This window comes from Phenylobacterium zucineum HLK1, assembly GCF_000017265.1.
Taxonomy (GTDB): Bacteria; Pseudomonadota; Alphaproteobacteria; order Caulobacterales; family Caulobacteraceae; genus Phenylobacterium; species Phenylobacterium zucineum.
Genome location: NC_011144.1, coordinates 1,031,888 through 1,052,276, shown reverse-complemented (window position 1 = coordinate 1,052,276; position 20,389 = coordinate 1,031,888). Strand labels below are relative to the sequence as shown.

Genomic DNA, 20,389 nt, shown 5'->3' with positions numbered 1-20,389 from the left:
TTTCGAAAATCGACAACAGGGTCGGGCGGTGGTTCGCGGGCTTTGCTGCCGCCGGGGAAACACCCCTAGGTTCCCGCCCCATGAACTTCGACGACGTCATCCTCGGCCGCCGCAGCATCCGCGGCTACAAGCCCGATCCCGTGCCGCGCAAGCTGATCGAGGAGATCCTGGCCCTGGCGATGCGGGCGCCCTCCTCGATGAACACCCAGCCGTGGAACTTCTACGTCCTCACCGGCGAGCCGCTGGACCGGATCCGCGCGGGCAACACCGAGCGGAACCTGGCCGGCATCCCGCATTCGCGCGAGTTCCGCACCGGCGAGGCGTTCGCCGGCGTGCACCGCGAGCGGCAGATCGGCGTGGCCAAGCAGCTCTTCGCGGCCATGGGCATCGCGCGCGAGGACACGGCGGCGCGGCAGGACTGGGTGCTGCGGGGCTTTCGCCAGTTCGACGCGCCGGTCTGCGTGATCGTCACCTACGACCGGGTGCTGGCCAGCAGCGACGACACGCCGTTCGACTGCGGCGCGGTGACCAACTGCCTGGTCAACGCCGCCTGGTCCCGAGGCCTGGGCTGCGTGATCAACAGCCAGGGCATCATGCAGTCGCCGGTGGTGCGCGAGCACGCCGGCATCCCCGACGACCAGGTGATCATGAAGGCCATCGCCCTGGGCTGGCCGGACGAGGCCTTCCCGGCCAACGCGGTGGTGTCCGAGCGCAAGCCGGTCTCGGAAGCGGCCGTGTTCCTCGGCTTCGACGAGTAGGCGGGCGCCCTACTCGCTCCGCTGCAACAGGTCGGCCAGCTCGGCCTGCCACAGCTCGGCCCAGGTGTGGCTGCCATGGCCGCGGGTCCGGTCGCTGGCCGGCAGGAGGACGTAGCGGGTCGTCTTCAGCCGCCTGGCGGCCGCTTCGGCGATGCCGAGCTCGGGCGGATTGATGAAGTCGTCCGCCGAGTTCACCCACGTCATCGGCGCGGTGATCTTCTCGAGGTCCTTCGAGGGATCGTAGGTGCGCGAAGAGGCCACCTGCCAGACGAAGTCGTTGGCGTCCATGGCCGCGACCCGCCGCGGAACCTCGGCGGCGAGCCAGGCGTCGGCCGCCTCGCGGGTGGGCAGGCTCGCCTGCATCTGGATCGGCGCCGATCCGGCCAGCAGCAGCAGGTGGACGGCCGAGCGCAGGCCCTGGACCGGCTGGGTCTCGTAGTCGCCGCCGCGGTAGGCGGGGTCGGTGGTGATGGCGTCGATCGCCATCCTGCGCCACAGGCGGTTGCGGCCGGCGATCTCCACCGGCTGGCAGGCCATGGGCATCAGGGCCTTCGCCCCGTCCGGCCACTGCTCGGCCCACATGAAGCCGTGCATGCAGCCCATTGAGGTGCCCATGATCAGCCGCAGCCGCCTCACCCCCAGCTTCTCGGTGACGAGCCGGTGCTGGGCCTGGACCATGTCGGCGTAGTCGTACTTCGGGAACTTCGCGCGCAGGCCGTCCGAGGGCTTGGACGAGCCGCCATGGCCGATGTTGTCGGGCAGGATGATGAAGTACTTCGCCGGGTCCAGCAGCCCGCCCGGCCTGAACAGCACGTCGGCGAACTGCGGCTGGAGGAACTGGCGCCCCGAGCCGCCGGTGCCGTGCAGGACCATCACCGCGTTGTCGATCTCGCCCGCCGCGTTGCGGTGCGGCTGGCCGAGGGTGTGGTAGCGGATGCGCAGCTCGGGCAGCGTCTCGCCGCTGCGGAACCGGAAGTCACGGATCGTCCAGTCCTGGGTGGCCGGCGCCGGCGGCGCGGCGAGCGCGGACGCGGCGACGGAGAACGCGAGGGCGAGGCCCGCGAGGGCGGCGGAGAACTTCATTCGCAAACTCTAGGACACTGCGGCCAGCGGGGTGGGATCGTCGTGGCGTCCGGCCACCTTCGACTGGAACCAGGCGATGCCGGCCTCGTGCTTGGGCGAGAGCACGCCGGGGCGATAGACGCCGGCGGCGAGGTTGCGCTGGACCATCTCGCAGATCTCCTTGTCCTGGGCGGTGACCCGGTCGGAGACCACGAACATCTCGGCCAGTTCGGCGGCGCGGGCCGGGTCGAAGAAGTAGAAATAGTCGAGGCGCGTGCTCTCGGGGCCGGTCGCGGTCATCCGCTCGACCATGTAGCCGTGCCGGTAGGTGTTGATGGCCAGGTTCGGCCACATCCAGGCCCAGAGGCCGGCGTTGACCGAGCCGTCGCGGGCGGGCGCGGCGTGGAAGACGATCTCGCCCTCGATCTCGACCCGGTAGTCGGCGACCACGATGTCCTCGTCGAACTCGGGGTGGACCATCGGCAGGTGGTATCCCTCGAGATAGTTCTCGACGTAGGTCTTCCAGTTGCAGGCGATGTGGTGGGTGCGCCGCTCGGTCAGGCCGAACTGCGGCAGGTCGTCGGCCCAGCGGCGGTCCAGCGGCGCCATGAGGTCGGCCAGGGGCGCGGCGGCGACGTCGAGGTTCACGAAGACCATCCCGCGCCAGGTCTCCACCCGGATCGGATAGAGGCCGAACTGGCGCGGATCGAAGCCCGGCGCGGCGCCGAAGTCCACGGCGCTGCGCAGGCGCCCGTCGAGGGCGTACTTCCAGCCGTGGTAGCGGCAGGTGAAGTGCTCGCCGCAGTTGCCGGTCCCGTCGGGCACCAGGCCGCCGGCGCGGTGGCGGCAGACGTTGTGGAAGGCGGCCAGGCCGCCGTCGTTGCGCACCACGACCACCGGGGCCCCGCCAATCACGTCGGCGATGTAGTCGCCCCTGGACTGCAGCATCGAGACATGGCCGACGAACTGCCAGGTGCGCCGCAGGATGCGGGCGCGATCGGCCTTCAGCGCCTCTTCCCCGCGATAGAGATCGACCGCCAGCATGGGCCCCTCCGTTCCGCGGACCTGTTCTAGCGCCGCCGGATGACGAGATACAGCGCCGCGCCGGCTAGGATCGGAACGAGGCTGTAGGCGAGCTCGATCGGCTTGCCGGTGGCGATGAGGCCGGCCGAGCAGGCGATGGCGACCGCCGCCGTCGCCACAGCGGCCGCCCGTTTGCCGGGCGGGAAGCTCCCCGAGAGTCGGATGAGCGAGAGGCCCGCCAGGATGTAGGCGTAGAGGCTGAGCAGCACCGCGACGTTGATCAGCACTCCGAACTGCTCGCCCAGCGTCGGCGAGACGGTCATCACGGCCACGAGGCTCATCAGGACGCCGACCGCCAGCAGGTTGACCGCCGAGGCCTTCTCGCCGGGCCGGGTGCGGAAGACGCGCAGGAACGCCCCCTCGTCGGCGGCGCCGCGGCTGGTCTCGGCGGCCACCAGGGTCCAGCCCACCAGGCAGCCCGAGGTGCGGACGAAGGCGAACAGCGCGATCAGCGCCGCCCCGCCGACGCCCAGCATCAGCCGCGCGGCGTCGGCGAACGGGGCGTCCGACCTGGCGAGTTCGGCCGCGGGCAGGAGGCCCATCAGCGCGGCGCTGGCCGAGATGTAGATCGCCGCCGCCGCCAACACCCCGAAGAGCGTGGCGCGGGGCACGTTGCGGGCCGGGTTCCGCACCACGGCGGCCACCGCCGCGGCGCTCTCCAGCCCCAGGAAGGCCCAGAAGGCATTGAGGCCCGAGTCGCGGATCGCCGCGGGGACGCTGAGGTCCCGAGGATTCCACGAGGCCAGGAAGGTCTCCGAACTGAACCAGAGCCAACCCAGGCTCGCCGCCAGGACGACGGGAAGCAGGCCGAGCGCCAGGGTCCAGCCCTCGATCCGGGCCACCGTGCGCGGTCCGATCCAGCTCGCAAACACCGAGACCCAGATGGCGGCCAGGGTGACGGCGAGGCGGGGCCCCTCCCCCGCCAGCGCCGGCGCGAGGAAGCCGGCGTAGCCCGCGACGGCCAGGGCGATGGCCACGTTCCCGAACCAGCAGAGCGACCAGTAGACGACGGTGGTCTGGACGCCGAACAGCCGTCCGAGTCCCGCCTGGACGTAGCCGGCCAGGCTGCGCGCCTCGGGCGCGGCCGGACCCAGGAAGGCGAAGAGGCCGCCGATGGCCAGGGCGGCGGCGGTGGCCGCCAGCCAGCCCAGGATCGAGATGGATCCCACCGCGCCCAGGGTCGCGGGCAGCAGGTAGACGCCCGAGCCGATCATGCTCCCGGCCACGAGGGCCGTGGCGCCCAGGACGCCGATCCGGCCGTGCCCGGCGCCGTCGTTGTGCGCGGCCATGACTGTTCTCCCCTTTGGGGAGGCTAGCCCGGCGCCGGCGCCCCGCCTAGTAGCGCTGCTCGACGGGGGCCACGCCCCACTTCGGCGGCGGCGGGACGTAGGCCCGGAACCGCTCGATCGCCTCGGCCGTGCTGTCGGCGTAGACCAGCATGTCGACGTACTGCTGGGCGATGAAGCCGTTGTCGGCCATCTGCTGGATCGTCGCGCGCAGCAGGTCGTAGTAGCCGCTGACGTTCACGAACCCGCAGGGCTTGGCGTGGAAGCCCAGCAGCGCCCAGGTCCACTGCTCGAAGATCTCCTCGAAGGTGCCCGGGCCGCCCGGGAGGCAGAGGAAGCCGTCGGACAGCTCGGCCATCCGCCACTTCCGCTCGTGCATCGAGTTGACCACCACCAGTTCGGTGAGGCCGGTGTGGGCGATCTCCTGGCTGACGAGGTCGGCGGGCATCACCCCCACCACCTTGCCGCCGGCTGCGAGCGCGGCGTCGGCCACGGCGCCCATCAGCCCCACGCGCCCGCCGCCGTAGACCAGCGTCAGACCCTCGCGGGCGATCAGCGTCCCGGCGGCGACGGCCTCTTCCATGAAGCGGGGGTCGGTTCCCGGGGAGGACCCGCAATAGATGCAGACGCTCTTCACGAGCAGCTCGACTCCAACCTGTGCCCGAAAGGGCGCTCCCCATAAGCCGTTTGGAGACCCGTGTCACTCGCGCTGGTGTTGGTCCCTTTCGCCAGCTACAACGTCGCCACGGCTCGTCGCGTGGATTGGCCGGACGTCGCGACGGAAAAGCGGCGGAAGACTTCTATCTCGGTAGGTTACGGCGAATGGCGAGCGGCACGGTCAAGTGGTTCAATACGGCCAAAGGCTTCGGTTTCATCCAACCTGACGACGGCGGACAAGACGTCTTCGTCCATATCTCGGCGGTGGCTCAGGCGGGGCTCGACGCCCTGAACGAAGGCGACCAGGTCGAGTACGAACTCGAACAGGACCGTCGGTCCGGCAAGCTGGCGGCGACCTCGATCGTCGTGACGGCGCAAGGCGCGCCTGCGCCGCGTCGCTCGGGCGGCTTCGACCGCGGCGAGCGCAGCGGCGGCTTCGGCGGCGGCGGCGGTTACGGCGGCGGCGGCGGCGGCGGCTTCGGCGGCGGCTCGCGCGGCGGCGGCTTCGGGGGCGATCGTCCCCGCGGCGCCGTGATGGGCTCGGGCTCGGGCGTGGTGAAGTGGTTCAACCCGACCAAGGGCTTCGGCTTCATCAAGCCGGAAGGCGGCGGTCAGGACATCTTCGTCCACATCTCGGCCGTCGAGCAGGCCGGCCTGTCGGGCCTCAACGAGGGCCAGACGGTCGACTTCGACCTGGAACAGGACCGTCGGTCGGGCAAGACCTCGGCGACGAACCTGAAGATCACCGGCTAACAACCGGACGGCGGAAACGGGCCTGGACGACCAGGCCCGTTTCCAGCCGTGCTGAAACGCGCGCGGGCGCAAGGCGTTGATCGTCCTCGAATTCGAGGGACCGCCTTGAAGGAGCCCATATGCGCAAGATCCTGACCGCCGCGCTATGCGGCGCGCTGGCCGCCCCCGCGGGCGCCGCCGCCGCCCTGGGGCAGGTCCTCCCCGGCGCGCCCCCCGCGCCGCAGACGCCGGCGCCGCCGGCCCCCGACATCCTTATCATCCCCGAGACTCCGGCGCCCCCGCCTGCGGAGCCTCTCCCCGCCATGCCTGCCGGCCCGGCGCTCGGCGATCCCGCGCCGCCGCCCCCGCCGGCAGAGGACGGGGACGAGGACGGCGAAAAAGAGAAGAAAAAGAAGCTCGTCACCAAGGAGAAGGCCGGCGGCGCCGTGGGCGGCCTGCTGGGCGGCCTGGCCGGGGCGGCGGGCGGGCCGCTGGGCAAGATCGCCGGCAGCTTCGTGGGCAAGCAGATCGGCAAGGCCGTCATGGACGGCGATGACGACGATGAGAAGGACGACAAGGGCAAGGACCGCGAGGACAAGGACGTGGACGCCCCCGTCCTGCAGGTCGAGGCCCCGCCGCCTCCGCCGCCCGCCGCCGGCGACGCCGCGGTGCTGACGGCCGCCGCCGAGGCGGCGCCCGGCGCGGACCCGGCCCAAGTGGCCGCCACCCCGCCCCTCGCACCTCTGGCGCCGACAGATACGACGGCGTTGGTCGCCCCCGGCGAGGACCCTGCGGGCCTCGCGGGGGACATTCCGCCGCCCGAACCGGTCCCGGGGTCCGGACCGCCGCTCGGCTAGCGGACGGGGTTCGGGCGGGCCGCGCCCCCGCCAGGCAGTTCGACGCTGTAGGGTCCGAACCGCGGGTCCGGCTCCATGTAGTCGGTGGAGACGTACTGCGCCCCCGAGGCGAGGGCCGCCGCCTGGCGCGTCCGGTCGCCCTTGCGCGCTTCCCAGGTGTCGGCGTCGGCCCGCGTGCGGACGATGAGGCCGGCCTCCACGGCGGTGCGGATGCGGCCGGCGTCCTCCACCGGATGGTTCAGGGTGATGTAGGCCGCGGCGGGCGAGGTCTCCTCGACGTTCACGAACGCCGCCCGGCCCTCGAGGCTGCGGCGCTCTCCCCGGTAGACCGCGACCTGCGCCGGCGGACAGTCGCAGGCGAACATCACCCGGCCCCGGGCGGCCGCCAGGCGCGGCCAGCCGCCGGCGCCCACGGCCTCGCGCAGGGTGGCGTGGCGTCCCTGCACCTGGTCGGGCGTGACCAGCGCCTCCTCCGGGAAGACCTGCCGGATCTCGGCGTCGATGCGGTCCATCGCGGCCGCGTCGAAGGCGGGCGCCTGCACCGCCCCCGGCCAGGACAGGCCGCCCTCCTTCAGGTTCAGCAGGATCAGGATCGGCACGTGCTCGGGGTTGGCGAGGGACCAGGCGCGGATCTCGCGCAGGCAGCCGAGGAAGGTCGGGCAGGTGGAGCGGTAGTCGACGTCGGGGACGTGCAGCACCTTCAGCCCGGGGGCCTTGAGGGGCTCCAGGCCGTAGGGCTCGGCCGCCGCGCCGGCCATCCGGCGGCCGAGGGGCCTGGCGAACAGGCCACCCTGCGGGTCGTCGACGATGTCGATCTCGAGCTGGCGGGCGCCGGCGGCGAGCTGCTCGGCCAGGGGGCGGTGGCTGTAGTCGAGGGCGTCGGCCTGCCGCGGATTGACGGCGCGGATGGCGGCCATCTCGTTCGCCGAGATCGCGAGCTTGTAGGAGTTGTGGGTGCCGATCGCCTGGATCGCGTTCATCGGCAGGGCGTCCACGGCCGCGCGCGTGCACCCCGGCGCGCCCGAGGGGCGCTCCAGATCGCAGTCGGGCGAGACAAGGGCGGCGGCGAGCATCAGGGCGAGCATGGGGGACCTCTAGCGGCGCCGCCCGACAGTATGGTGACGGTCAGATCCAGGGAATGGGGCGGGGCTCGGGAGGCAGCCGGCCGGACAGCACCTCCTCCAGCAGCTCGGCCAGCCCCGGCGGGAAGACGCGCTCCTGCGTCGTCAGCAGCTCCTGGTGACGCCACCAGCGGATGTCGTCGATCAGCTCCCGCTCGACGGCGTTCCACCCCCCACGATCCGGCTCGGCGCCCTCGCAGCGGGCGAGGAAGTAGCTCTCCCGGAACAGGGTCGGCTCCGGCATCCGCATGACCCCCTCGCGACGCCACAGGACAGGCCCCAGGTCGAAGTCGAGGATGCCGGTCTCCTCGCGGATCTCGCGCATGGCCGCCTCCGCCGGCGTCTCGCCGGGCTCCACCCCGCCGCCGACGGTGAACCAGGCGCCCGGACGGTCCTTCGCGCTGGGCAGGCGGCCCTTCATCAGGAGGATGCGGTCCTCGCGGTCGAGCAGGACGACGCGGGCGGTCGGCCGTACCGGCAGGTCGCTTAGGGGCAGGTCGGTCAAATTACGCTCCAGGCCTCACAATGTACGCCCCGCGGATATCGAAACCTTAAGATGTAGGCTGCAGCCTATGCGGATCGTACGCCGAACCCGAAAGCGGAAGCCAGATGAGCCAGGAGATCCGCACCAGCCGAAGGGACCTCGTCTCGCGCGTGGCGACGCTCGAGCTGCTGGTGGCCGACCTCGTCGACCTGCTCTGGCGGCTGGACCCCAAGGCCATGGACGTCCTGGCCCGCGAAGCCGGCCATGACCTGGAGATCCAGAACAGCCGCATCCCCCTGCCCGCGGGCGAACACCAGCGCGAGCGGCTCTTCAGCGTCCTGAAGGACCGCCAGCGCATGCTTCGGGCGCGCCGGACCACCGCGGCGGCGTAAGCCGGCGTAAACCATCTAGGGAAACCACGACTTAAGCCGGGCCGGCTACGGTCAAGCTTCGTCTACGACAGGATCAGGCGCCCCACGTGGAGCTGATGTCGCACCGGCTGCTGGGGTTCGCGTTCGCGGGGGCCGACCTCCTCCTGGAGGTGGGGCCGGACGCGCGCATCGCCTTCGCGCTGGGCGCCAGCGAGACCCTCTCGGGCGCGGCCGAGACCTCGCTGGTCGGGCGCAGCTGGCGCCAGTTCGTGGACGACGCCGACCATGCGATGGTCGAGGCCCTGTTCGCCGGCCTGGATCCCGGCGCCCGCGCCGGCCCGGTGACCGTGCGGCTCACCCCCGGACAGGGGCACGGCCAGCGCCTGGCGGGCCTCGCCGCCTTCCGCCTGCCGCAGAACGGCGGCGCCATCTCCTGCGCGCTCTCCCGGGTCAGCACGGGCGGGGTGGACGGCCTGCTCAGCCGCGCCGACTTCGAGGCCGCCGCGGCCCGGCTCGCCGAGGATCCGGCGATGGAGATGGCTCTGATCGAACTGGAGGGCCTCGGCCGCCAGATCGAGGCGGCCGGCGAGGGTCGCGACAAGCTGCTGGACCAGCTCACCGGAACGCTGCGCGCGCTGTCCCACCGGGGCGAGACCGCCGCCGAGCTGGGCGATGACCGCTACGCCCTCGTGCGCCGCCGGGGGGAGCCGGTCGAGGCGCTGCAGGACCGGCTGAAGAAGCTGATCGACGCCGACGTGCAGCCCGCTGCCGGCGCCGTGGCCATGGGCGGGGTGGACGGCGCCAAGCAGGCGATGCGCGCCCTGCGCTTCGCCCTCACCAGCTTCATGGAGGGCGGCTTCGCCCAGATCCAGCCCGACAGCCTCAACCAGGCGCTGGACCAGGCCCTGGAGGGCGCGCTCGACGACGCCCGCACGCTGAGCGCCACCATACGCGACCGGCAGTTCCGCCTGACCTACCAGCCCGTCGTGCGGCTGATGGACGGCCGGGTGAGCCACCACGAGGTGCTGGTCCGCTTCGGCGAGGAGGCCAGCCCCTTCCCGACGATCCGGGCGGCCGAGGAGATGGATCTCATCGAGCCGCTGGACCTGGCCATCCTGACCGAGGCCCTGCGGGTGCTGGAGCGCGAGCCGAAGCACCGGCTGGCGGTGAACATCTCGGGCCGCACCATCGGCTCGGACGCCTTCGTCAGCCGGGCCATCGCGCTGCTGCGAGCCAAGCCGGCGACCAGGGACCGGCTGGTGCTGGAGATCACCGAGAGCGCGGCCATCGACGACCTTGCCCAGGCGGACCGGCGGCTCGCGGCCCTGCGCGAGGCGGGCTGCGAGATCTGCCTCGACGACTTCGGCGCCGGCGCGGCCTCGCTCGCCTACCTGCAGCAACTGACCGTCGACATCGTGAAGATCGACGGGCGCTACATCCGCGAGCTGCAGCACGGCGGGCGCGAGAGCACCTTCATCCGGCACCTGGTGAACATGTGCCGCGAGCTGGGCGTCGAGACCCTGGCCGAGATGGTCGAGACCGCCGACGCCGAGCGCGCCGTGCGGCTGGCCGGCGTCGACTACGCCCAGGGCTGGTTCTACGGCCCGGCCTCCGAGACCCTCGAGCTGAAGATCAAGCCGCCCGCCATGCGACCCGCCCTCGCCCGATAGCTTTCCCGATCACGAGGACTCGAACGGGCCGCCGCTAGCCAACGGCGCGAGCCGGGGCGTAGGGTTTTCCCATCGGGCGGCGTTGGCCGGCCCAGTCGGTCGTCGGCCGCTCATCACAAGCGCCTCGGACGCTTCCGACCCCCGCAGGTTCCGGGGGAAACGGGGGCGTCCGGGACGCCTTCGGTGCGTGGGAGAACGACCATGGCAATCCAGGAAAAGGGGTCCGTTCGGGCGCTTGCGCTCGTGGGCCCCACAAGCGCCGGCAAGACCGCCCTGATGGAGGCCCTGCTGCACGCCACCGGCGCCGCCGACCGCCGGGGCGAGGTGGGCGACAGCAGTCCCGAGGCCAAGGCCCGCGGCCATTCGGTCGAGCTGAACCTGGCGGGCTTCGAGTTCATGGGCGACCGCTACGCCGTCGTCGACTGCCCCGGGTCGCTGGAGTTCTGCGCCGAGATCGACGCCGCCCTGCCCGCCGTGGACCTGGCCGTCGTGGTGGCCGAGCCCGACCCCGCCAAGGCCGTGCTGCTGCAGCCCACCCTGCGCGAGCTGGAGCGCCTGGGCGTGCCGCACGCCCTCTTCATCAACAAGATGGACCAGGCCCGCGGGTCCCTCCAGGAGCTGCTGGAGGCGCTGGCCCCCGTCTCGTCCTCGCCGCTGGTGGCCCGGCAGATCCCGACGTGGGAAGGCGACAAGGTCTCGGGCTTCATCGACCTGGCGCTCGAGCGGTGCTTCGTCTGGCGGCCGGGACAGCCCAGCCAGCAGGTGGACATCCCCGGCGAGCTGCGCGACGCCGAGGCCGAGGCGCGCTTCCACATGCTGGAGCAGATCGCCGACTTCGACGACGAGCTGCTGGAGCAGCTCCTCTCCGACGTGGTCCCCAGCCGCGACGCGGTCTTCGCCGACCTCGTGCGCGAGATGAACGCAGGGCAGATCACGCCGGTCTTCTTCGGCTCAGCCCAGAACGGCTTCGGCGTGCGCCGCCTGCTGAAGGCGCTGCGCCACGAGACGCCCCCGCCATCCCGCGCCGCCGAGCGGCTGGGCGTCGAGGCGGGCGCCTATGTGCTGAAGGCCGCCTACGCCGGCCAGTCGGGCAAGCTGGCCTACGCCCGCGTCTTCGGCGCCCCGCTGGCGGACGGGGCCGAGTTCGTTCTGCCGGACGGCCAGAAGCAGCGCGCCGGCGGCCTCTTCGGCGTCCAGGGCGCGGCGCTGAAGAAGATCGCCGAGGCGCCGGTGGGCGAGGTCTGCGCCATCGGCAAGGTCGAGGCCGCCCAGGCGGGCCAGATCCTCTCCACCACCGGCCGGCCGCAGCAGGTGAAGGCGACCGCCCGCCCGCGCCGGCCGCTGTTCGCCGTCGCCCTGATCGCCAAGAACCGCAACGACGACGTCCGCCTCTCGGGCGCGCTCGGCAAGCTGGTCGAGGAGGACCCGGGTCTGTCGCTGACCCACGACGCCGAGGCGCGCCAGGTGCTGCTGGCCGGCCAGGGCGAGGGGCACGTGCGGCTGGCGCTGGAGCGGCTGAAGCGGCGCTTCGGCGTCGAGATCGACACCCAGCAACCGAAGACCCCCTACCGCGAGACCATCCGGGGGGCGGTGACCCAGCGGGCGCGCCACAAGAAGCAGTCCGGCGGCCACGGCCAATTCGCTGACGTGACCATCGAGGTGAAGCCCCTGCCCCGCGGCTCCGGCGTCGTCTTCCAGTCGAGGATCGTCGGCGGCGCCGTGCCCAGGCAGTGGGTCCCGGCGGTCGAGGACGGCGTGCGCGACGGCCTCGCCCACGGGCTCCTGGGCTTCCCGGTCACCGACCTGGAGGTCACGCTGGTGGACGGCATGACCCACAGCGTCGACTCCTCGGAAATGGCCTTCCGCACCGCCGGGCGCCTGGCGATCGAGGAGGCCCTGAAGGCGGCCGGCACGATCCTCCTGGAGCCGATCGAGAAGCTGGTCGTCTATTCGCCCTCGCCGAGCGCCTCGAACGTCACCTCGGCGCTCACCGCGCGGCGGGGCCAGATCCTGGGCCTGGGGCCGCGGGAGGACTGGCGCGGCTGGGAGCGGATCGAGGCCTACCTGCCGCAGAGCGAGCGCCAGGACCTGATCGCCGAGCTGCGCGGGCTGACCCAGGGCCTGGGCGCCTTCGAGGCCGACTTCGACCACATGAGCGAGCTCCACGGCCGCCTCGCCGAGGAGGCCGCGAACCACGCGAGGGAGGGAGCGTAGGGAGCCGAGGAAGAACGCGTTCGCTCTCCTCTTTCGTCATCGCCCGGCTTGTCCGGGCGACCCAGCCTGGGGCGGCGCCGCCCCTGCTGCGGACGGGCGTCGGGATGGGTGGCCCGCATGACGCGGGCCATGACGACAGGGGAAGAGGCGGCCCCTACTCGGCCGGTTCGGGCTGGGGCTGCATCTGGGCCATGAGCGCGTTGTCGATCTCGTCGGCGCGCTTGGAGGCCGGGCGGTTCCCGCACCGCTCGACGTAGGCCTGGAACGTCGCACGCTTCTCCAGCGTGCCGAACTCCATGCCCCAGCCGAGGTGCGAGGCGATGTAGAGGTCGGCGGCCGTGAATGCCTCGCCGGCCAGGTACTCGCGGTCCTTGAGCGCCCCCTCGAGGGTGTCGAGGACGGTCTTCATGTCGCCGAAGCCGAGCATCATCTTCTGCTCGTCGGAGAGCTCGATACCCAGCGTCTTGACGCCCACGGCCTGCTCGATCGGGCCGGCCCCGAAGAACAGCCAGCGGTAGTAGGGGCCGCGCAGGCGGCTGCCGTGCGGCGGCGCGAGGCCCGCCTGAGGGAACGCGTCGGCGAGATAGGCGCAGATCGCCGCGCACTCGGTCACGACCGTCCCGCCGTGGACTATGGTCGGGACCTTGCCCATCGGATTGACCGCCAGGTACTCGGGCGACTTGTTCTCGCCCCAGGCGAGCACCTTGGTGGTGTAGGGCTGCCCCACCTCCTCCAGCATCCACCGGATGATCCGGCCGCGGGACATGGGGTGAGTGTAGAAGACGAGTTCGTCCGACATCGCGGAACTCCTTGCGGTTGGTCGCCAGACCCGCGGCGATCCTACGCCGACCTGCTGACAGGGCCTGTCAGCAGGTCGCGTTATCCGGCCATCAATGGATCAGGCGCGCGCCGCGACGAGGGCCGGCCGCGAGCGCAGCCACAGCTCGGCGATGGCCAGGTTCGGGACCCAGCAGAGCCAGGCGATGGCCACATAGGCCTCCTCGGGGTGGACGCCCGCCAGGGGCGAAAGCGGGATGTAGACCCGGAGGGTGACGGCGGCGAAGGTGAGCGCGAAGGAGCGGACCATCCAGGCGCGATGCGCCTCGAACCGCCGCGTCCGGGCGAAGCGCCAGGCCTGCAGCGTGGTGAAAATCCAGGCGACCGCGAGCAGGCCGAACCCCCAGGCCGCCACCGGGCCCGCCGACGTTCCCGCCGCCAGGGCCAAGCCCGAGACGCCGCCGATCAGGCAACCCGCGGCGTAGGTCCGGCCGAGCCACCGGTGCAGCCAGGGCCCGCTCGCCCGCACCCGCGGCATGAACTGGAAGGCGCCGATCAGCAGCGCGGTGGACGCGCCGCCCGCGTGCAGCACCAGCCACGGCTGCACGAAGCGGTTGGCCATCACGTTCGGCGCCATCAGGCCCACGCCCGCCACATAGCGGTAGGAGACCAGCGCGACGAGCACGCTGAGCAGGGCCCCGAACGCCCACACGCCCTTGGAAACACTCGCCTTCATCACGTTTCGCCCTCCTTGCGGCGGTCCTGCGATGGAGGCGAACCTGCCGATCCGGCGGGGCCGCGGAAGGCCGCTTTGCGCGAACGGCGCCCATTCTGCGCGAGCGGCGCCGCATGGCAGACTTGGGCCGTGATCCGACTCGGCCCGCCCCTCGCCAGACGCCTCGCCGCCGAGACCGCGCTGCTGACCGCCATGGGCGTCGTGGTGGCCTTCCTGGGCCCGTTCCAGAGCGCCGCCTGGCCGCTGGGCCTGCGGATGGCCTACTGGCTGATCCTGATCGTCGGCGGCGGCGCCATCGGCATCGCCCTGGACGAGGCGGCGCGCCGCCGGCTCGCCGGCTTCTGGCCGCGGCTGCTGGCGGTGAGCGTCGGCATGACGCCCCTGGTGACCCTGCTGGTGGTGGTCGTGGCGCACCTGCTGCTGGGCTCGCCCCTGCGCCTGCTCGACCCGGCCGGGCTGGCGTTCCAGGTCTTCCTGCTGAGCTTCGCCATCATGGCCCTGCGGCAGCTGGCGCTGGCCCGGACGGAGCCTCGACCGCTGCCGGGCGCCGCGTCCGGGGCCGAGCCGCCGCCGGACCCGACCGCCGGGTTCCGCCGGCGGCTGTCGGCGCGGCGGCGGGCGGCGGCGCTGATCGCGGTGGAGGCCGAGGACCACTACCTGCGCGTCCACACCGACGCCGGCGACGAGCTGGTCACCGCCCGCTTCGGCGACGCCCTGGCCGAACTGGCCCAGGCGCCCGGCTTCCAGACCCACCGGTCGTGGTGGGTGGCCGCCGACGCCATCGAGACGGTGCGCTGGCGCCGGGGCGCAGGCGAAGCGCGGCTGAAGACCGGGCTGGCCGTCCCGATCAGCCGCCGCCACGCCGCGGCGTTGAAGGCGGCCGGCTGGTTCTAGCCCCCTGTCCTGGGCCCCGATCCTGTGCCCGCCCCTAGACCTGGGAGGCGGCCCAGGCGGCGATGTGGCGCTCCAGCACCGTCAGGGGCATGGGCCCCGACAGCAGGCCGCGGTCGTGGAAGGCGGCGAGGTCGAACTTCGGCCCCAGCTTCTTCTTCGCGTCCTCGCGCACCTTCACCCACACGGTATGGCCGACCTTGTAGCTGTTGGCCTGGCCCGGCGAGACGAAGTAGCGCTCGACCTCGCGCTGCGAGCGCGAGCGCGTGTTGCCGATGGTGTCCACGAAGTACTGGGTCGCCTGCTCGCGGGTCCATCGCTTGTGATGGATGCCGGTGTCGGTGACAAGGCGCGCGGCGCGGAACAGCATCGACTGCAGGTAGCCGGCGCGGCCCAGCGGATCGTTCGCATAGGCGCCCATCTCGTCGGCGAGCTGCTCGGCGTAGAGGCCCCAGCCTTCGGAGTAGGCCGAGAAGCCGTAGCCGGCGCGGCGCAGCAGCGGGATCTTGTCGCTCTCCTGCATCAGGGCGATCTGCAGGTGATGGCCGGGCGCCGCCTCGTGGTAGGTCAGCGTCGGCAGGTTGTAGCGCGGCCAGTCCGCCGTGTTCTTCAGGTTGATGTAGAAGGCGCCGGGCCGCGAGCCGTCGAGGGCCGGCGACTGGTAGTAGCCGTTGGACGCCCCGTCCTGGATGAACACCGGCACCCGGCGTACCTCCACCGGCGCCTTCGGCAGGGTGCGGAACACCTTCGGCAGCAGGGGGTCGAGGTCGCGAATCTGCCGGTTGAGATCGGCGATGATCTGCGCCCGGCCCTCGTCGGTGTCGGGGTAGAGCTGCTTCGGATCGTTGTTCAGGACGGCCAGCCGCTGGGAGACCGTGCCCTGCGTAAGGCCCTGCCCCTTGAGGATCTCGTCGATCCGCGCGCTGATCTCGGCCACCTGCTCCAGGCCCATCCGGTGGACCTCTTCCGGCGTGTAGTCGGTGGTGGTCGAGTTCTTCACCGCGTCGGCGTAGTAGGCCTCGCCGTCGGGCAGGGCCCAGGCGCCGGTGTCCGGCCGCGCCTTGCCGCGCAGGGCCTCGACGGCGGCGATCTGGCGGTCCAGGGCCGGGAACACCTCGGCGGCGACGATCTTCTCGGCGCGGGCGGCCCAGTCGCCGGGCAGGTTCGCGTCCTTCGCCTTGCCCGCGATCGAGGTGACCATGACGGTCTTCGCCGCCGGCTGGCCGCGCAGGGCCTTGAGCTGGCCGATGGTCAGCGGGACCACGAACTCGGGCGGCACGGCGCCCAGGCCCACGTCGTGCCGGAAGCGCTCCAGGTCCTGGTCGAGCTGGACGCCGAACGCCGACAGGCGCGACAGGTAGGCCTCGGCGTCCTCGCGGGTCTCGACCCGGTGGGTGGAGTCCAGGAAGTCGGGGATGTCCTGGTACGAGCCGGTGCGCTGGCTGATGACATAGGGGCTGTAGTTGCCGCCGACGTTGCCAAACTTGTACCGGTCGCCCGAATAGACCGCCCGCTCCTCGCGGTAGAGCACCACGTCGAGGTCCACCTGGGCGGCGGGCGAGAGCCGGGCGCGGTCGATGGCCTTGAGCGCCTGCACGTGGGCGCGGGCCTCCTCGAGGCGCCGGCCCTTGGCGGCCAGCGACACGTCGTCGAGCCGGGCCTTCAGCGGCGCGCGGGCGCCCTTGTCCATGCCGAGCTGGGTGGCGAACTCGGGGCTGTCGTCCACGCGCGCCTCGAACATGCGGTCGAGGATGGCGCGGAGCCGGGCGTCCTCCGAACCTTGCGCCACGCCCTGGGCCAGGGCCGGCGTGGCGGCGGCCAGCGCGGCGCCGGCGGTGGTCAGCAGGAAGCTGCGGCGGTCCATCCGGGTCATGGGATCCTCTAGGCTTTTTGGGCGGCGATGTGCCGGTCGACCACGCCTTCCAGCACGGTCAGGGGCATGGCCCCGGAGAGCAGAGTCGCGTCGTGGAAGCTGCGCAGGTCGAAGCGCGGGCCGAGGGCGGCCTTGGCCTTCTCGCGCAGGCGCAGCCAGGTGAGCTTGCCGACCATGTAGCTGCAGGCCTGGCCGGGCCAGACGCAGTAGCGCTCGATCTCGGTCGTGGCGGCGGAGGTCGGCGAGCCGTCGATGGACGTCATGGTCTCGATGGCCTTCTCGCGGCTCCAGCGCATGGCGTGAAGGCCGGTGTCGACCACCAGACGCGCGGCGCGGAACAGCGAGGCCTGGATCTGGCCCAGCTCGCCCAGCGGGTCGTCCTCGTAGAGGCCCATCTCCAGCGCCACCTGCTCGGAATAGAGCGCCCACCCCTCCGAATAGGGGGAGAAGCCGGCGATGCGGCGCAGCATCGGCAGGTCGGCCTCTTGCTGCAGCGAGCGCTGCAGGTGATGGCCCGGGATCGCCTCGTGGTAGGTGAGCGTCTTGAGGGTCCAGCGCGGGTTCTCGGCGGAATCGCGCAGGTTGATCCAGTAGATGCCGGGCCGGGAGCCGTCGAGGGCGGGCCGGTTGTAGTAGCCGCCGGGCGCGCCGGCCTCGATGAACTTGGGCACGCGGCGGATCTCGACCGGGGCCTTGGGCAGGGCGCCGAAGGCCTGGGGCAGGCGCGGCTCGATCTCGCGGACCAGCTTGTTCAAGTCGGCGATCAGCTGCTCCTTCGCCGCGTCGGTGTTGGGATAGAGCTGCGCCGGATCGCGGTAGAGGTGCTGGATCCGCTCGCCGACCGAGCCCTGCGTCAGACCCTGGCCGCGCAGGATGACCTCGGCGCGGGCCGAGAGCACCTTGGCCTGCTCCAGGCCCAGCTCGTGGATCTCCTTCGGCGTCAGCGTCGTGGTGGTCGAGCTCTTCAGGGCGTCGCGGTAGTAGGCCTCGCCGTCGGGCAGGCGCCAGCAGCCCGCCTCATGCACCGCCTTGGGCTGCAGCGAGGCGAGGAGCGCGATCTGCCGGTCCAGCGCCGGGACCACCTTGTCTTGGTAAATCTTCGCGGCCTGGCCGGCGTAGTCCCCGGCGATCCCCTTCTCGGCCGCGCGGGTCGCCACCGACGTGACCAGCGGCGAGGCGGTCGGATCGGTCTTCAGGCCCCGCATCTGCACCAGGGCGCGCTCCAGCACGAAGTCGGGCGGGACGACTCCCAGGCTCACGTCGCGGCGGGCGCGCTCGGTCTCCTGGTCCATCACCGCCGCGAAGGCCTCGAGGCGCGAGAGGTAGGCGTCGGCGTCGGCCTTGGTCTCGACGCCGTGCTGGGTGCCGAGGAAGTCCGGAATGTCCTGGTAGGCGCCGGTGAGCTGCGACAGGACATAAGGCTGGCCCGCCCCGCCGTTGCCGTAGGCGTAGCGCCGGTTGGCCTCGTCGTTGGCCTGCGTGGTGAACATCACCGCGTCGTAGTGCGGGACCTCCGAGGGGCTGAGCGCGCCGCGGTCGATGGTCTTCAGGCGGGCGAGGTTGCGGGCGTTGCGCGCCTTGTCGGCGTCGAGGCCGGCGATGGACTGGTCGTCCAGCCGCGCCTTCTGGGCCAGGCGCGGGCCCTTGTGCAGGCCGAGCCGGGTGACGCTTTCGGGCGAGTTGTCGAGGATCTCCTCGAAGATCTGGTCGAACAGCGCCCGGAGCTTGGCGTCCTCGGGCGTCCGCGACTGGGCGCGGGCCGCGGCGGGCGCGAGGGCGAGGGCCGCCGTGGCGGTCAGGAATGCGCGGCGGTCCATCAGGCTTGCTTCTCCCGGGCGATGTAGAGGTCGACGACGTTTTCGAGGGCGGTCAGCGGCATGGAGCCCGACAGCAGGACGGCGTCATGGAACCGGCGGGGGTCGTACTTCGGCCCCAGCGCCTTCTGGGCCTTCTCGCGCAGGCGCAGGATGGTGACCTTGCCGACCATGTAGCTGCACGCCTGGCCCGGCCAGACCGAGTAGCGTTCGATCTCCTGGGCGGCGAGCGGCTCGGGATCGCCCTCGATGGCGCGCATCTCGGCGATGGCCTTCTCGCGGCTCCAGCGCAGGTGGTGCAGGCCGCTGTCGGTGACCAGCCGGGCCGAGCGCAGCAGGGCGTCGTGGATGTAGCCCAGCTCATTGAGGGGCTCGCCCTGATACAGACCCATCTCCTGGACGACCTGCTCGGAATAGAGCGCCCAGCCCTCGGCGTAGGCGCCGAAGCCCATCACCCGGCGGATCATCGGCAGGTCGGCCTCGAGCTGCATGGCGATCTGCATGTGATGGCCCGGATTGCCCTCGTGGTAGGTCGTGGTGGGCAGGAACCAGTAGGGGCTCTCGGCTGTGTCGCGCAGGTTCAGCCAGTAGACGCCCGGGCGCGAGCCATCGAGGCTGGGCCCCTCGTAGTGGGTGGACGAGCCGCCCTCGGTGGCCGGCGGGATGCGGCGGATCTCCAGCGGCGCCTTGGGCAGCGTCCCGAACTGCTCGGGCAGTCGCGCCGTGATCTTCTTCACCACCTCGTTGAGGTCGGCGATGATCCTGGCCTTGCCCGCGTCGGTGTTGGGATAGACGCCGGTCTTGCTCTCGTAGAGGGCGATGTAGCGCTCGCCGACCGTGCCCTTGGTGTAGCCGAGCTCCCGGAACAGCACGTCGGCGCGGGCCGACAGCTCGGCCGTGACGTCGCGGCCCAGCTTGTGCACCTCGTCCGGGCTGATGCCGGTGGTCGTCTGGGCCTTCAGCATGTGGGCGTAGTAGGCCTCGCCGTCGGGCAGCCGCCAGCAGCCGGCGTCGTGCACCGCCTTGGGCTGCAGCGACTTCAGCAGCGCCATCTGCCGGTCGAGGGCGGGGATGACCTTTCCCTCGTAGGCCTTCGTCGCCGCCGCCATCCAGTCGCCCGCCACGCCGGCGGCCTTCGCCTTGTTCGCCAGGGACGTCACCAGGGTGGACGTCTCGGCCGGCTGGCGCAGGACCGTCATACCCGCCAGGGCGCCGGCGATGGCGAAGTCCGGCGGGATCACGCCCAGGCCCGCGTCGTGGCGCACGCGCTCGACCTCGGCGTCCATGTTGCGGGCGAAGGCCTCCAGGCGGGCGAGGTACGCCTCGGCGTCCTCGCGCGTCTCGACCGTGTGCTGGCTGTCGAGGAAGTCCGGGACCTCCTGCCAGGCGCCGCAGATCTGGGCGAGCACATAGGGGCTGCCGCCCGTCGGATAGGCGAAGCGGCGGTTGCCCTCCTCGGTCGTCTCCAGCTCGAACAGCAGGGTGTCGTAGTTCACCGCGGCCATGCCCGAGAGCTGCCGGCGGTCGATGGCCTTCAGGCGACGCAGCTGGTCGGTGTTGCGGGCCTTGCGCCGGGCGACGCCCTCCAGCGAGGCGTCGTGCAGGCGGGCCTTGGCGGCGGCCCGCTCGCCCTTGTCGAGGCCGAGGGAGGTGACGAGCTCGGGGCTGTCGTCCAGCGTCTCGCGGAACACCTCGTCGAGGAACCGGGCGAGCTGGGCTTCCGCCGCCGAGGAGGGCGAAGAAGCCGTCTGGGCGTAGGTCCGGGTGGCGGAGAACGCCGCGAGCGCTCCCGCGGCGATCATCAGTTGGCGTCGGTTCTGCACGCGCGCCTCCCCCTGTGACTTTCGTTGTGACGCGAAGGCTTAGAGGCCGCGGGTCCGGGGCTGCAAGGCGAAGGCGCACGGAAACGGCATTAATTCCCGGTAATGCGGAACATCATGCCCGGCCGCCCTAGGAAAAGGCGCGAGGATCGGCTGATATGCCCCCGCTCGCAGGCAAGGATT

The 20,389-nt window shown here is 71.9% G+C and carries 18 protein-coding genes and 1 pseudogene; 8 read left to right on the top strand and 11 right to left on the bottom strand.

The genetic code is table 11. The features are described from left to right. The first annotated feature begins 80 nt into the window (after positions 1-80). A complete protein-coding gene (locus tag PHZ_RS05215) occupies positions 81-758 on the top strand; it encodes a nitroreductase (protein WP_012521518.1) in 678 nt (225 codons plus the stop codon). A 9-nt stretch (positions 759-767) separates the two neighbouring features. On the opposite strand, the gene PHZ_RS05210 is transcribed toward PHZ_RS05215, so the two are convergent. The 4 genes from PHZ_RS05210 to PHZ_RS05195 are packed head-to-tail and all read right to left on the bottom strand — an operon-like array spanning position 768 to position 4,826. Next, positions 768-1,841, bottom strand: a complete 1,074-nt coding sequence (locus PHZ_RS05210) for an alpha/beta fold hydrolase (protein WP_041373219.1) — start codon at positions 1,839-1,841, stop codon at positions 768-770. Between the two features lie 9 nt (positions 1,842-1,850). Then, entirely contained in the window at positions 1,851-2,864 is a 1,014-nt protein-coding gene (locus tag PHZ_RS05205; protein ID WP_012521516.1) for an aromatic ring-hydroxylating oxygenase subunit alpha, read from the bottom strand. Positions 2,865-2,890: 26 nt separating this feature from the next. Further along, positions 2,891-4,192, bottom strand: a complete 1,302-nt coding sequence (locus PHZ_RS05200; protein WP_012521515.1) for an amino acid permease — start codon at positions 4,190-4,192, stop codon at positions 2,891-2,893. Positions 4,193-4,238: 46 nt separating this feature from the next. Then, the gene (locus PHZ_RS05195; RefSeq protein WP_012521514.1) at positions 4,239-4,826 is read right to left on the bottom strand and encodes an LOG family protein; all 588 of its coding nucleotides are present in this window, start codon (positions 4,824-4,826) and stop codon (positions 4,239-4,241) included. Between the two features lie 185 nt (positions 4,827-5,011). On the opposite strand from PHZ_RS05195, the pseudogene PHZ_RS23525 reads away from it, so the two are divergent. From PHZ_RS23525 to PHZ_RS21490, 3 genes and pseudogenes are all read left to right on the top strand, one after another. Beyond that, positions 5,012-5,200 (top strand): annotated as a pseudogene (locus PHZ_RS23525) (cold-shock protein); the annotation flags it as partial. A gap of 180 nt (positions 5,201-5,380) precedes the next feature. Continuing rightward, positions 5,381-5,599 carry a cold-shock protein gene (locus tag PHZ_RS23520; protein ID WP_236611895.1) on the top strand — a complete coding sequence of 73 codons (219 nt, stop codon included), beginning with the start codon at positions 5,381-5,383 and terminating at the stop codon, positions 5,597-5,599. A gap of 119 nt (positions 5,600-5,718) precedes the next feature. After that, the gene (locus PHZ_RS21490) at positions 5,719-6,435 is read left to right on the top strand and encodes a hypothetical protein (protein WP_012521512.1); all 717 of its coding nucleotides are present in this window, start codon (positions 5,719-5,721) and stop codon (positions 6,433-6,435) included. Here PHZ_RS21490 and PHZ_RS05175 read toward each other — a convergent pair. Together PHZ_RS05175 and PHZ_RS05170 are read right to left on the bottom strand one after the other, a co-directional pair. Beyond that, positions 6,432-7,520, bottom strand: a complete 1,089-nt coding sequence (locus PHZ_RS05175) for a phosphatidylinositol-specific phospholipase C1-like protein (RefSeq protein ID WP_012521511.1) — start codon at positions 7,518-7,520, stop codon at positions 6,432-6,434. The two genes, PHZ_RS21490 and PHZ_RS05175, sit on opposite strands and share 4 nt — an antisense overlap. 40 nt (positions 7,521-7,560) lie before the next feature. Then, a complete protein-coding gene (locus tag PHZ_RS05170; RefSeq protein WP_012521510.1) occupies positions 7,561-8,061 on the bottom strand; it encodes an NUDIX hydrolase in 501 nt (166 codons plus the stop codon). Positions 8,062-8,165: 104 nt separating this feature from the next. Here PHZ_RS05170 and PHZ_RS05165 point away from each other — a divergent pair, with 104 nt between their 5' ends. The 3 genes from PHZ_RS05165 (at position 8,166) to PHZ_RS05155 (ending at position 12,295) form a co-directional block, all read left to right on the top strand. After that, positions 8,166-8,432: a hypothetical protein gene (locus tag PHZ_RS05165; RefSeq protein WP_041373215.1), complete on the top strand. Its 267-nt coding sequence runs from the start codon at positions 8,166-8,168 to the stop codon at positions 8,430-8,432. Between the two features lie 95 nt (positions 8,433-8,527). Then, complete coding sequence (locus PHZ_RS05160; protein ID WP_012521509.1) at positions 8,528-10,081, top strand: EAL domain-containing protein; 1,554 nt, start codon at positions 8,528-8,530, stop codon at positions 10,079-10,081. Between the two features lie 201 nt (positions 10,082-10,282). Beyond that, positions 10,283-12,295 carry an elongation factor G gene (locus PHZ_RS05155; protein ID WP_012521508.1) on the top strand — a complete coding sequence of 671 codons (2,013 nt, stop codon included), beginning with the start codon at positions 10,283-10,285 and terminating at the stop codon, positions 12,293-12,295. A 154-nt stretch (positions 12,296-12,449) separates the two neighbouring features. Here the strand turns inward: PHZ_RS05155 and PHZ_RS05150 are convergent, their stop codons facing one another. Together PHZ_RS05150 and PHZ_RS05145 are read right to left on the bottom strand one after the other, a co-directional pair. Then, a complete protein-coding gene (locus PHZ_RS05150; RefSeq protein ID WP_012521507.1) occupies positions 12,450-13,094 on the bottom strand; it encodes a glutathione S-transferase family protein in 645 nt (214 codons plus the stop codon). Between the two features lie 99 nt (positions 13,095-13,193). Beyond that, the gene (locus tag PHZ_RS05145) at positions 13,194-13,808 is read right to left on the bottom strand and encodes a DUF2306 domain-containing protein (RefSeq protein ID WP_012521506.1); all 615 of its coding nucleotides are present in this window, start codon (positions 13,806-13,808) and stop codon (positions 13,194-13,196) included. A 129-nt stretch (positions 13,809-13,937) separates the two neighbouring features. Here PHZ_RS05145 and PHZ_RS05140 point away from each other — a divergent pair, with 129 nt between their 5' ends. Further along, positions 13,938-14,702 carry a LytTR family DNA-binding domain-containing protein gene (locus PHZ_RS05140; RefSeq protein ID WP_236611872.1) on the top strand — a complete coding sequence of 255 codons (765 nt, stop codon included), beginning with the start codon at positions 13,938-13,940 and terminating at the stop codon, positions 14,700-14,702. Between the two features lie 34 nt (positions 14,703-14,736). Here the strand turns inward: PHZ_RS05140 and PHZ_RS05135 are convergent, their stop codons facing one another. Genes PHZ_RS05135 through PHZ_RS05125 form a run of 3 tightly spaced genes read right to left on the bottom strand, consistent with a single transcriptional unit; the run spans position 14,737 to position 20,188 of the window. Further along, positions 14,737-16,572, bottom strand: a complete 1,836-nt coding sequence (locus PHZ_RS05135; protein ID WP_012521504.1) for a DUF885 domain-containing protein — start codon at positions 16,570-16,572, stop codon at positions 14,737-14,739. 8 nt (positions 16,573-16,580) lie between these two features. Then, positions 16,581-18,389 carry a DUF885 domain-containing protein gene (locus tag PHZ_RS05130; RefSeq protein ID WP_012521503.1) on the bottom strand — a complete coding sequence of 603 codons (1,809 nt, stop codon included), beginning with the start codon at positions 18,387-18,389 and terminating at the stop codon, positions 16,581-16,583. Next, entirely contained in the window at positions 18,389-20,188 is a 1,800-nt protein-coding gene (locus tag PHZ_RS05125; RefSeq protein WP_012521502.1) for a DUF885 domain-containing protein, read from the bottom strand. Before PHZ_RS05125 ends, PHZ_RS05130 begins: the two co-directional genes overlap by 1 nt. Between the last annotated feature and the right edge of the window lie 201 nt (positions 20,189-20,389).

Excerpts from the sequence above, each read along its gene's own strand:
- PHZ_RS05205 (WP_012521516.1), bottom strand. The coding sequence starts at position 2,864 with ATGCTGGCGGTCGATCTCTATCGCGGGGAAGAGGCGCTGAAGGCCGAT.
- PHZ_RS05160 (WP_012521509.1), top strand. The coding sequence starts at position 8,528 with ATGTCGCACCGGCTGCTGGGGTTCGCGTTCGCGGGGGCCGACCTCCTC.
- PHZ_RS05125 (WP_012521502.1), bottom strand. The coding sequence starts at position 20,188 with ATGATCGCCGCGGGAGCGCTCGCGGCGTTCTCCGCCACCCGGACCTAC.
- PHZ_RS05155 (WP_012521508.1), top strand. The coding sequence starts at position 10,283 with ATGGCAATCCAGGAAAAGGGGTCCGTTCGGGCGCTTGCGCTCGTGGGC.
- PHZ_RS05210 (WP_041373219.1), bottom strand. The coding sequence starts at position 1,841 with ATGAAGTTCTCCGCCGCCCTCGCGGGCCTCGCCCTCGCGTTCTCCGTC.
- PHZ_RS05130 (WP_012521503.1), bottom strand. The coding sequence starts at position 18,389 with ATGGACCGCCGCGCATTCCTGACCGCCACGGCGGCCCTCGCCCTCGCG.
- PHZ_RS05145 (WP_012521506.1), bottom strand. The coding sequence starts at position 13,808 with ATGAAGGCGAGTGTTTCCAAGGGCGTGTGGGCGTTCGGGGCCCTGCTC.
- PHZ_RS05200 (WP_012521515.1), bottom strand. The coding sequence starts at position 4,192 with ATGGCCGCGCACAACGACGGCGCCGGGCACGGCCGGATCGGCGTCCTG.
- PHZ_RS21490 (WP_012521512.1), top strand. The coding sequence starts at position 5,719 with ATGCGCAAGATCCTGACCGCCGCGCTATGCGGCGCGCTGGCCGCCCCC.
- PHZ_RS23520 (WP_236611895.1), top strand. The coding sequence starts at position 5,381 with ATGGGCTCGGGCTCGGGCGTGGTGAAGTGGTTCAACCCGACCAAGGGC.
- PHZ_RS05150 (WP_012521507.1), bottom strand. The coding sequence starts at position 13,094 with ATGTCGGACGAACTCGTCTTCTACACTCACCCCATGTCCCGCGGCCGG.
- PHZ_RS05165 (WP_041373215.1), top strand. The coding sequence starts at position 8,166 with ATGAGCCAGGAGATCCGCACCAGCCGAAGGGACCTCGTCTCGCGCGTG.
- PHZ_RS05215 (WP_012521518.1), top strand. The coding sequence starts at position 81 with ATGAACTTCGACGACGTCATCCTCGGCCGCCGCAGCATCCGCGGCTAC.
- PHZ_RS05175 (WP_012521511.1), bottom strand. The coding sequence starts at position 7,520 with ATGCTCGCCCTGATGCTCGCCGCCGCCCTTGTCTCGCCCGACTGCGAT.
- PHZ_RS05135 (WP_012521504.1), bottom strand. The coding sequence starts at position 16,572 with ATGACCCGGATGGACCGCCGCAGCTTCCTGCTGACCACCGCCGGCGCC.